Annotated in this window: 9 protein-coding genes; 7 read left to right on the plus strand and 2 right to left on the minus strand. The window is 66.0% G+C overall.

Annotated elements, in window-relative coordinates; all coding sequences use genetic code 11:
* The 4 genes from C6N31_RS41360 to C6N31_RS41375 all read left to right on the plus strand — a co-directional run.
* Positions 1-341 (plus strand): ferritin-like domain-containing protein (locus C6N31_RS41360; protein WP_198359545.1); only part of this gene is annotated, 341 nt, incomplete at its 5' end.
* 111 nt (positions 342-452) lie between these two features.
* Positions 453-857 carry a cupredoxin domain-containing protein gene (locus C6N31_RS41365; RefSeq protein ID WP_232486297.1) on the plus strand — a complete coding sequence of 135 codons (405 nt, stop codon included), beginning with the start codon at positions 453-455 and terminating at the stop codon, positions 855-857.
* Positions 858-924: 67 nt separating this feature from the next.
* On the plus strand, positions 925-1,365 hold the full coding sequence (locus C6N31_RS41370) for a hypothetical protein (RefSeq protein WP_138359523.1): 441 nt from the start codon (positions 925-927) through the stop codon (positions 1,363-1,365).
* Positions 1,366-4,303: 2,938 nt separating this feature from the next.
* Complete coding sequence (locus C6N31_RS41375; RefSeq protein WP_198359546.1) at positions 4,304-4,531, plus strand: helix-turn-helix transcriptional regulator; 228 nt, start codon at positions 4,304-4,306, stop codon at positions 4,529-4,531.
* A gap of 526 nt (positions 4,532-5,057) precedes the next feature.
* Here C6N31_RS41375 and C6N31_RS44795 read toward each other — a convergent pair.
* Positions 5,058-5,252 (minus strand): hypothetical protein, encoded by a 195-nt coding sequence (locus tag C6N31_RS44795; RefSeq protein WP_232486298.1) that lies wholly within the window; start codon positions 5,250-5,252, stop codon positions 5,058-5,060.
* A gap of 125 nt (positions 5,253-5,377) precedes the next feature.
* On the opposite strand from C6N31_RS44795, the gene C6N31_RS44800 reads away from it, so the two are divergent.
* The 3 genes from C6N31_RS44800 to C6N31_RS41390 all read left to right on the plus strand — a co-directional run bounded on the left by C6N31_RS44800 (position 5,378) and on the right by C6N31_RS41390 (position 11,269).
* Positions 5,378-5,749 (plus strand): tyrosine-type recombinase/integrase, encoded by a 372-nt coding sequence (locus C6N31_RS44800; RefSeq protein WP_232486299.1) that lies wholly within the window; start codon positions 5,378-5,380, stop codon positions 5,747-5,749.
* A gap of 619 nt (positions 5,750-6,368) precedes the next feature.
* Complete coding sequence (locus C6N31_RS41385) at positions 6,369-10,841, plus strand: DUF6531 domain-containing protein (protein WP_368860199.1); 4,473 nt, start codon at positions 6,369-6,371, stop codon at positions 10,839-10,841.
* Complete coding sequence (locus C6N31_RS41390) at positions 10,838-11,269, plus strand: hypothetical protein (protein ID WP_198359548.1); 432 nt, start codon at positions 10,838-10,840, stop codon at positions 11,267-11,269. Before C6N31_RS41385 ends, C6N31_RS41390 begins: the two co-directional genes overlap by 4 nt.
* Before the next feature lie 100 nt (positions 11,270-11,369).
* On the opposite strand, the gene C6N31_RS41395 is transcribed toward C6N31_RS41390, so the two are convergent.
* Positions 11,370-11,606, minus strand: a complete 237-nt coding sequence (locus tag C6N31_RS41395; RefSeq protein WP_232486300.1) for a hypothetical protein — start codon at positions 11,604-11,606, stop codon at positions 11,370-11,372.
* Between the last annotated feature and the right edge of the window lie 55 nt (positions 11,607-11,661).

Here is an 11,661-nt window from a genome sequence, read left to right on the forward strand (position 1 = left end):
ACGCCAAAGCCTGGAACGCGGTCCTGACCGGCGCCGGCAAGCCCGCCATCACCAACGTCCCCCTGTCCAACCAGGCAGACGTCACCGCCGCCCTCGGCAAGGCCACCGACGTGGGCGCCGTCGCCAAACTGGCCCTGCAACTGGAGGACCAGGCCGCGCAGACGTACCTGTTCGCGACCTACAACGTCACCAGCCCCGCCGGGATCAGCACCGCCGCCACCATCGCCCCCGTCGAGGCGATGCACGCCGCGATCCTGCACTACGTTCTGGGCCAGTACCCCGTCCCGGACGACTTCCTGCCCGTCGACAAGGCCGCCAGCACCACCCTGCTGACGATCTGATCCTGCGTGGTGCGCCCCGGACCCCTTGACTCTCGGAGTCCGGGGCGCACCACCTCCCCGGTATCGCTATTCCTGTGTCGAGTGCTCCTGTCGAATGGATGGGTCCCATAGATGATGACCAACCGAGTACGACCCCACCGTGGACGCCTGGGCGCCGCGAGCGTCATCTGCGCGCTGCTCGCACTGACGGGCTGCTCCAGTAGCAGCGGATCGTCCTCCTCGACGGCGCCGGCCTCAACTCCCGCGGGAACCACCGCAAGCGGGGCAGGACGCATCGTCATCAAGGACTTCCTGTTCAGCCCAGCCGCGCTGACAGTCGCACCGGGCACGGTGGTCACGGTGCTCAACGAGGACAAGACCCCGCACACCGCCACAGCCACCGACGGCAAGGCGTTCGACACCGGCACGATCGCCGGCGGCAAGTCCGCAACGTTCAAAGCCCCCGCGACAGCGGGGAACTACAGCTACATCTGCAACATCCACCAATACATGAAGGGCACCCTCACCGTCCGCTGAGCCGGGCCGGGCCGGGCCGGACCAGGGTATGGCCGGCTATCGCCTCAGAACACAAGGAGTCGGAACCATGGCATCTGCCGCAACGTCCGGCAACGCTCTCCGCATCGCTGGCTGGGTATGCCGGGTCGCCGCCGCAGCGGGCCTGGCCATCGACGCCTACATCCACGCCAAGCTCGCCGATCAGTACGACGCAGTCAGCGCCACGATCAGCCAGGGCGCCCTGTTCCGCGTCGAAGCGGGCCTGGCGTCCCTGGCGGCTCTGCTGATCGTCGCCTGGCGCCGGCCGCTGGGTGACGCCTTCGGCTGGCTCGTCGCGGCAGGCGGACTCGCCGCGATCCTGCTGTACCGCTACGTCGACGTCGGGGCCCTCGGCCCGCTCCCCGACATGTACGAACCCATCTGGTCCACCGACAAGAAGCTCAGCGTCGCCGCCCAAATCCTCGCCATCATCACCACCACCGCACTCCTGATGACGCGTCACACCCGGCGAATCAGCACACCGAAGTAGACGGCGAACGGCCACTGGGGCCTGGGGCCTGCTCGTACGGGTCAAGAGTCGCTATCCCGGACCGGTTCCCTACCTTGACGGTTCGTGACGCACTGGCTTCACTGGCGATACAGGCATGTCTGTCGAGGAGGCCCCATGACGCATCTCCCGCACAGCACCGCCCCGTCCACCTCCATCCGCACGCAACCTGCTCGGCTGCCGGTCCTGCGCACCTGCGGTTGCAGCGCCAGTTGCGGGTGCGGCTGCCAGTCCGGCGGCCCGTGCCAGTGCGGCGGCTATCACTAGAACCCCGGCCGCTGCCTGCCAGGCTCCACGGCGGAGGATCAGTTCCTCGCCCTGATCCCGGCCCGACCAGCACTTAAGCGCGGACAGTAGCCGGTGGTCCGGCTCTCTGGGTGAGCCACCAAGGAGCCGGAGCTGCCCGGGTGAGCGGCGACGCACGACCGGCACTGGACTTGGACTACGGAATCCCCTCCACCGTCACCGTATGGTCGTCGACTGCAGTATGGCGCTCTTGGCGGTCGGCGATTTCACCAATTCTCATACTGGCACTAATGGGCGTTTCCGTGGGCGGCGACAGCGCTGCCGCTCAGCAGCACGAAATCAATGCCGGACCTGCGGAGTGGCTTTCGCCGCCAGCCCGTGGTGTGGTGCCCTTCAATGGAGTCTTCCATTAGTCCGGAGCACGTGGACCTCTCCAAACTGCTCCGCCATGTCCCCGGTCCTCTTCCGCGGTCTCCTCATAAGCATCTCCACGCTCTACCTAGAGGCCCTGCCTCTTGGCGCGGCTCAATGTTTGAAATGGGGAGAATCTGTCTATGGAGCATCAAGGCTGCGCCTGGCTGCCACCTCCACACCCTGAGATGGCTGGTCGCAGTATCACTCACCCCACGTCGGGATCTTGGCGGCTGCCCGACTGAGGTGTGAGGTGCACGCAGGCCGAGCGGGGGCGCTGGGTAGCGGAAGTCTCTGCCCGCCGCCTCCGCCACGGTCGGGTTCGGATGGCCTTGACCGCGTCGTGGCAACGGGGGGTAACGGTGCGGGTCGCCTGCGGCGCCGCCCTTCCCAGGCAGCGGGAAGAGCAGACAGTGCATCAGCCAGACCCCCCTGGACGGGCCGGAACACGATCCGGCGAGCAGCCGATCATCTGCGGGGCGGGCCCGCACGCCGCACCGCCGTGCGACCCGATCCGACCACCCGCCACGGGCGCGACATGAGTTGTCCTAGCCGTCCTGGCCGGTGCCGTGCATGTCGCCGCCCTGATGGTGGCCCTCGCCTCACTGACGCTCGGTACCACGGTCGCCCTGGCTGCCCGTCTGGTAGCCGGAGCTATTCCCGCAACGATTGGCGAACGCCAGTCACTCGACATCTAGGCTCCGCCGCCCTCGCTGGAAACGGGGCCGTTCGACGAGCCCGTCCTGCCCTATAGAACCGAAAGGCACCCGTCAGCAGTGGAAGTCCCCCTGGGACTTTCCTGGGACTTCTGGCCTCATCAACCGGCACGAACGTGAAATAGCCGAAAGGTCATTCGCGCAGGTCAGTGGCCATCAGCCGCTCATCGTGGCAGGTCACCGCGCTCCCAAGTCTCTTCCGCGACATCTGACCGGGCGAATGCCGACATCTCTTCTGGGCGCTTACGCAATGCGAATCGGCACGACTCACACACCCGTACTGCCAGACGGGGCAGGCGATCCTCCTACGGCAGACCATCTGGGGAGAATCCGGGGAGTGCGAGCGGCCCTGGGGAGCGCGTAGGGAGAATTAGCTGCACAACCGGGCACGAGTCTGAAAGATCCAGAAAGACGGATCCGCCCAGGCCAGAGCCCTGTTCAGCGTCATCACTCCAGGTCAAAGCCGTCAGCTGGACAACTTCACGACGTACGTCCCGAGGTCTCCCTCTGGCACGGACCCCTCTCGTGTGGGGCCGCCAGACGGGCGAGGGCCCGGGTCCGGAGGACGGCAAGATCCTCGATGGCGCTGTTCAATTGGGCGAGCGAGTCGGACCTTGAGCTTCTTCACCTCCCTTTGAGCCGCGATCTGGGCGTCTCTCGAGTCGGGAGAGTCTCCGGCGGCCTGGAGCGACTGCAGGCGCTGTATGGACTCGTTGCGAAGGTGGGCATTGGGGTGGGCGCCGTCGAAGACGGTGCGTCGACAGCGGCTTCGCGGCGATGATCTTGATGTCGCATTTGCCGCCGTTCGGATTTTCGCCCCACGCAGGAGCCAGCTGGTCCATCGTGGCCCGGACGCGGTTTTCGTTCCGGCCCGTTGCGGTGCAGTGATCCTCAGGCGGAGTCCTCCTCGGACTGTTCGGCAGCCCGTACCGGCGGCAGCACAGCAGCGGCCGTGATGGCCGATGCCTCTTCCGCGCCCCAGGACAGTCCACGAGGTGCCGTGCGCCCTCGGCCGTCCCCTGAACTGTGGCGGCTCGCTCGTGTAGTTGTGCGCCCAACCCCTTCGAGGCACGGCAACATAGCCGGGGATCGCCGGTTAGCCAAACCGGTGATACTGCGGATCATTAGTGGTTCGACGCCACTCAACCTCGCAAGGACTCCGACGACGCCCCTAAACACGGAGTGCAGTCAGTAGCACCTACACCATGCCCACGGCGGCGAGAGCGGTTCCGGAAGCAATCGAGGAATCCAGAGAAGTGCGACCAGCAATAACTGAAGCAAACTTTTCCTCGGGCCTTTCTTGGAACTGTTAAGGGGGCGCTGGCCGGTACCGGTGTTCTCCGTTGGAGAACTAGCAACGATTGGGCTGGACTTCGCGCGCCTTCTGTTTAATGTTGTGTCTTGCCCGAGCAGAGCCCGGCGCCCTGAACACTTCTCCTCCCCGCAGCATCCCGAAATCCGCGTCCGGTTGCCAAACCCAACCCTGCCCTCCAACCCCCGGGAAGTCCATGCACCCTAAAGCACCGACGACCGAAAATGTCCGTTCCATGAATATCGAGCCATCGCCCGTCCCACTGGCCGGGGGGTGGTACACGACCGGGGAGATAGCCCGCCTGCTGCGGGTGGACGCCTCCTCGGTCCGTCGATGGAGGACGGCACGGCCCCCGCAGGGACCGCCTTTCGTCCGTCTGTCGGAGCGGGTGGTGATGTACGGCGCCGCCGATGTCGAACGGTGGCTGGCTGGTCGCCGCATCGACCCCGCGCAGGCGGCCTGATGCCCTACATAGAGCAATTGCCCATCGCCGTGGCGTTGTCGGCCGATATCGAGCACCGTGCGAACCGGCCGGTTCCCTACCGGGCGCGCGTGCGCTGGACCGATCCCCATACCGGCAAACGACGGTCCCTGTCGGAAGCCCGGGCCAGTGCCGAGGAAGCCCAGGAGTGGATCGACGCGCTGTTGGCCGCAGCCCTGCGCGGGATCGACCCGACCCGGTCCAATCAGTCGCTGGCCGACTTCGGGAACGCCAACATGCCGCTCGCCCTGCGCGGCTTGGAGGCCAAGACCACCGACCCGTATCTGGCGGGGTGGCGGCTACGAGTGGTGCCCAGCCTGGGCCACATCCCGGTCGCAATGATCAGCAACGGTGCGGTGGACCGCAGCGTGTACGGGTGGATCGCGGACGAGTGCGGGCGCTCCACGGTCAAGAACAGCCTGGCAGTCCTGGTGCGGGTGATGGAGCAGGCCGTGCGGGACGGCATCATCGCGCGCAACCCCGCGCGCATCGTGGGCTGGCAGTCGGCCTACAAGCAGGCCGAGGACGAACTCGACGACCCCCGCACCTTGGCCCTGCCCGACTGGGCGGCGCTCACCGCCCTGGCCGCGGCGCTGGTGGCACGTTCCCACGGGAACTTCGCCGGATGGGGCAGCGTGGTGATCTTCATGGCCTGCACCGCCGCCCGCATCGGCGAGGCATCCGGCGTGCGGGTCAAGGACATCGACCCGGTCAACTGGATCTGGACCGTGCGCCGCCAGACCACCCCCTCCCCCGGCGGGCTCGCCGACAAGGGCACCAAGGGCAAAAGCGGCCCGCCGCGTCCCGCTCATCGAGGAAGTGCGGCCCTTGATCGCGCAACGCCTGCTGGCCGCCGGCCCCGACCCCGACGCCCGGCTGTTCACCGGCCCGCGCGGCGGACGCATCACCACCGCCGTCCTGCGCGACGCCACCCACTGGGACGCGGTCGTCAGCTCCCTGGGCCACGAAAAGCTGCGCCGCCACAGCCTGCGCCACACCGGGCTGACGTGGATGGCCGACGCCGGGGTGCCACTGCATGTCCTGCGGCTCATCGCCGGCCACGGCTCGCTGCTCACCACCCAGCGCTACCTCCACCCCGACCTACAAGCCATCGTCGCCGCCGGACGATCGCTCAGCGCCCACCTGGCCGGAGCCCCCGGGCCCTCGGACCCGCTCGCCGCGACCCTGCGGGTCTTGTAGAAACCGGACAATGCAGGAGCAACCATTCGCGATCATGGTCCCCAAGCAAACAGGGCCTGATCAGGGGTTTCTTCCTCAGCACCGTCCCCAGCTGGTCCCCAAGCATCTGATGGGCTGTCACTTTGACGCCTAGTCAGAGCAATGCAAAAGGCCCGCTGACCTGGGATTTCTCCCAGCCAGCGGGCCTTTCAGCACCGTCGGGACGACAGGATTTGAACCTGCGACCCCTTGACCCCCAGCGTTCGTCACTGCCTGACGGACCGTATCAATTGGTCCGGCGCGGTCCCGATCGCCCAGGTCAGGTCCCGTTCGACGGCCACCTCCATGACGGCCGCTCCGCCTCCGTGACACCTCGTCCGTGAGAAGCCTGTGAGAGACAGGCGAGAGAGCGCACGGCTCTCTGCCTTACGACCGCTCCGTAGGCTGATCCGCCCGTTTGCGGGAAGTCGACAGTCCGTGCCGGTTGCGGTGGTAGGTCGGGCACCCTCACGGTTTGACCTGCGGCGGGAAGTCCTCCGTCCTCATGGCCCGGTCGACCGCTTCGAACCCGTTCAGTAGGGTCAAGTGTTCGCACAGTGACAGGAGCTGCGGCGGCTAGTCGATGCACGGGGGCACATACATGGGGAATCGGCCTACGGACTGGCACATACTCGACCTGGATCGGGATCCGGTCCCAGGTGATCCGTACGAGGTGAAGGAACTCGCCCGCAAGCTGGGCGACTTCGCGGACGACGTCTCCTCGGCACTGCGCTCGGTGCGGGGATTGAGCGGGAACAACGCGGTGCAGGACTGGGCGGGTCTGGCGGCGGACGCCTACCGGGAGCAGTTCGGGGACCTGCCGGGCGAGCTGACCAAGCTGGAGAAGTCCTACCGGCTGGCGTCGGGGGCGTTGGAGACGTACTGGCCGAAGCTGGAGACCGCGCAGGCGGACGCCGACCGGGCGCTGGCCCAGGGGCGTACCGCCCGGCAGGATCTGGACGCCGCCAAGACCACCCAGACCAACGCGAACGACTGGGTGAAGCGGGCCGGGGACAAGTCCAAGGAGTACCAGGCGGACCCGAAGCCAGGCGTGGAGCCGCCATCGGCCGAGGAGGTCCGCACCGCCACCCGGAACGCGCTGGACGCCTCCAACGCGCAGAACTCCGCGAACTCCGCGGTGCACGACGCGCAGCAGCGCTTGGACGCGGCGAAGGAACTGGCGGCTCAGGCGGCGCATCTGCGGGACACCGCGGCGAGCACCGCCGAGCACGGGTTGCACGAGGCGTCGGACGCGGGGATCAAGAACAAGCACTGGTGGGAGAAGGCGGTCGACTGGGTCGCCGACCACTGGGACGAGATCGTCGCGGTCTGCAAGGTCATCGTCGCGGTCCTCGGCATCGTCGTGATGATCATCGGCGGCCCACTGGCCTGGATCGTGTTGGCGGCGGCGCTGGTCGTGCTCGCCGATACCGTCATCAAATACGCGCAAGGCAAAGCCAGCCTCTGGGACGTGTTCTTCGCCGCCCTCGACTGCATACCCGGATTCAAGGGCCTCACCACCGCAGGTGGCCTCCTCAAGATGGCCAAGAACCTGCCCAAGCTCATGAAGGGTATGGGGAGTCATCTCGGCGACCTTGCGGGCGGTCTGCGCAAAGGCGCGGCCTGGATGCGCAAGTCGGGCGTGACCATGTTCAAGCGCAACAAGTGCGGCGACCCCATCGACGTGGCGACCGGCGAGATGGTCATGTCAGCGACTGATGTCCGGCTGCCGGGCAATCTGCCCCTCGTGCTGGAGCGCCACCACGTGTCGTCCTACCGCGCGGGACGATGGTTCGGAAAATCCTGGGCCTCGACACTGGATCAGCGTCTGATCCTGGACGATCAAGGAGTGCGTTACACCTCTGAGGACGGCATGGTTCTCTACTATCCCGTCCCGGCGCCGCGTACCCCCCGCATGCCCAGCGAGGGACCCCGCTGGCCGCTGGAGTGGGACGGATTCCCCGGCGGACAGATACGCATAGACCGCCCCGAGACCGGCCACACCCTGCATTTCGCCGCTGTGACCCGCAGTGCGGAGATGCCACTGGTCGCGATCACGGACCGCAACGGAGACCGGATCCGCTTGGAATACAGCGCAGACGGCAGTCCCACCGCGATCGTTCACGACGGCGGCTATCACCTCGGTATCGAGACCGACCAGGGCCGGATTACCGCTCTGCGGCTCCTTTCCGGCGCTGACCCGACGCTGCTGCTGCGCTACAGCTACGACACGGAGGGAAATCTCGGTGGGATCACCAACTCATCGGGACTCCCCCTCGCCTTCCATTACGACTCCCACGGCCGTATCACCGGCTGGCAGGACCGCAATGACACGTCGTACCGCTACACGTATGACGACCAAGGCCGCTGCGTTCACACGACCGGCACCGGCGGATACCTGGAATATCACTACGTATACGATGCGGTGGCACGTACCACCGTCGCGACGGATTCTCTCGGCAACGCCTCGACGTATCAGTTCAACGAGCACTTCCAGCTCGTCCGGCTGACCGACCCCCTCGGCAACGCCACTTTGACGGAGTGGGATCGTCACGACCGGCTGATCTCCCGTACGGACCCGCTCGGCCGCACCACCCACTACACCTACGATATCGCCGGCAATCTGCTGCGGGTCACACGACCGGACGGATCGACGGGCACAGCGAAATACAACAGTCTGCACCTGCCGGTGACGGTCACTCAGCCAGGTGGCGCACTCTGGCAACGCGAGTACGACGACTCCGGGAACATGCGGCGGATCAGGGACCCCCTCGGCGCGACGACCGACTACGAGTACGGCGAGCGCGGAGATCTGACATCCATCACCGACCCGCTCGGCGCGGTGCGGCGGATCACTACTGATCGCGCAGGACTGCCGACAGTCGTCATCGATCCTTCAGACTGCGCGACGCGATACGAGCGGGACGCCATGGGCAGGGTCATCTCCGTCATCGATGCCTCCGGCGGGACCACCCGATTCACCTGGAGCCTCGAGGGCCACCTGACCTCGTGCACAGGTCCCGGAGGGACGGTCGAGTCGTGGCAACGGGACCCAGAGGGCAACCAATTGCAGTATGTCGACGCCCTCGGAGAGCTTACCCGATTCGAATCTGCTCCGTTCGACACCTTGGCCGCCCGGGTGGAATCCGACGGCAGCAGAACGGAGTTCCGATACGATACAGAGCTGCGACTCACATCGGTGCACAATTCTGCAGGATTGCAGTGGCATTACGAATACGACCCCGCCGGGCGCCTTGTTCGTGAAATAGATTTCAACGGCCGGGAAATGAGCTATGGATACGACAACGCAGGACAACTGACGAGCCGCACCAATGGCGTCGGCCAGGTCACCCACTTCCGGTACGACCAACTGGGCAGGGCGGTGGAAAAACGCCACGACGGAGGGGTCACCACCTTCGCGCACGACCCGGCCGGCCAGCTGGTCCGCGCGACGAACGCCCATGCGGACCTCTCCTTCGAACGCGACTCGCTGGGCCGGATCACCGCCGAGACGTGCAACGACCGGACGCTGACGGTGGTGCACGACCTCCTGGGACGGCGCACCAAGCGAACCACCCCGGCTGGGGTTTCGAGCGAATGGTCCTACGACCCGAACAGCCGCCCAGCAGAATTGCGGCTCGCCGGCCACCCGCTCGTTTTCACGTTCGACGCAGCCGGGCATGAGACACGGCGGTCGCTGAGTGGTGGAGCGGTCCTCAGCCAGGACTGGGACAGCGCCCACCGGATGGTCCAACAGACGATCACCGGGGCCGGGGACGCCACCGGTCCCGTGCAACAGCGTTCCTTCACCTTCCGGCCTGACGACCAGATCATCGCGGTCGACGACCTCACCCAGGATCCACGGCAGTTCGACCTCGGACCTGGCGGCCGCGTCACGGCCATCCGCAGCCACACACGGCCGGAATCGTACAGATATGACAGCGTCGGCAATGTCACGGACACCTCCTGGGCCGGTCAGCCGGAGGGCGTTTCCGGAACTCGAACGGCAGTGGGCACCCTCATCCGTCGTGCGGGGCGAACCCGCTACGAGCACGACGGCCAAGGGCGGGTGATCCGTCGCGTCCAGCATTTGCTCTCGGGTGGATCACACGTCTGGACGTTCACCTGGGATGCGGACGACCGGCTGACGGAGGCGACCCAGCCGAACGGCAGCCGCTGGCAGTATCGGTACGACCCGTTGGGTCGGCGGATCGCCAAGCGACGGACCACACCTGAAGGGGCTGCGGCCGAACACATCGAGTTCAGCTGGGACGGCCTCCGGCTGGCCGAGCGAACCGAAGCCAATTCCACCACGACGTGGGAATGGGAACCGGACGGCCGGCGCCCACTCGCCCAGTTCGATCAGGCCGAGGTGGACCGGCGCTTCTACTCCATCGTCAGCGATGCCGTCGGTACCCCGACCGAGCTGATCGACACGGCGGGTGACATCGCCTGGCAGCGCCAAGCTTCCTTGTGGGGCGCGCCCTTCGAGCAAGAAACCGGAGAGGCGGACTGCAGACTGCGCTTTCCCGGGCAGTACGCCGACGACGAAACCGGGCTCCACTACAATTTCCATCGGTACTACGATCCCCACAGCGCCCAGTATCAATCACCTGACCCATTGGGCCTGACGCCGGCGCCCAACCCTCACGGATATGTGGTCAACCCGCTCTCATGGAGCGACCCACTGGGCCTCGTCCCCTGCACCGTGTACCGGGTCGACACCCGGCACCCGGACGACATCTTTCGGATCGGCTTCGAGCCGAGAGGAACGAACATGAACCTCGAGGAGCATGTGGCCGGTGTATCAGGAACGTGGACCGAAGCCTCGGGATTCATTTCCACCACCAGTTCCCACGCTTACGCGGTCACCAGGTCGGCGGGCAGCAGGTATGTCTACAAGATCCGAGATGCCGCCGGCGGCATCGACGTGAACGCCCGGATCCCAGGAAATACGATGGCCCACGAACGAGAGATCGCTTTTCCTGGACATGTGGATCCGTCACACATCGAGGGGTGCTGGCACCCGGACGGAACGTGGGTCGACAACCCGGGCTTCGGAGGAGGATCATGATCGAGACCATCGAACTTTTCGCGGTGGACGCTCAAGGAGGTCGGACACCCGTTCGGCTGGCGATCTCGGATACGCGACCCTATGTTCTGCGCGTGACGAGAAATGGCGCCGTCACGCACGCCGAGCACACTGGCGACAATCTCTTCGTGTGCCTGCTGGACGCCAGAAGAGAATTGGAAAAGCACGGGCTGCTGCTCTGCTGCCAAGGAGCGCGCCCGGACGTCTCCACCTCCGGGATGGAGTCCCAAATGACTGATGGGCGGTTCGTCTACGAGCTGCTGAGCGAACCGAGCCGCAGTGTTTCCACCGAACGGATCGATATCTTCGCGCCCGCGGAGCCCTCGCAAGTGGTGACCGTAGCCGCGCAGCGCGCCGCTGTCATGGACTTCTTCGGCCTCACCGACCGCTCGGGCGAGCAGAAACACTGAAGGCTGTGCCCGTAGGTGGCTGCTAAGGGCTTGCAGGGGATCAAGGTGTTGCTTCCCTGCAAGCCCTTGTGGTCTGCGTCCGAAGTCCTTCGGGGGTTGATCAAGCTGCCAGGGCGACGGAGGATTCTTCTGGGTGATCGGCGGTGTGCCGGTCGAGCCTAGCCAGCAGATCGTCCAGGTCGGAGGTGGTGAACTTCCACTGGAACGGCTGTGCCGTGGCGTTGTAGCGGTCTTCGAAGGCTCGGAGCCGGTCCCCGACCTGGGCAAGGTCGGTGAAGTCGTTGGGCGAGACGACCTTGCGCTGCACGACGGAGAAGAAGATCTCCACCTGGTTCAACTAGTGCTGAATTCCTCAACTTATGGGTATACACGGTGTGTTGAGGAGTGCGCTG

The organism is Streptomyces fildesensis (assembly GCF_016107395.1).
In the GTDB taxonomy this organism is placed as follows: Bacteria; Actinomycetota; Actinomycetes; order Streptomycetales; family Streptomycetaceae; genus Actinacidiphila; species Actinacidiphila fildesensis.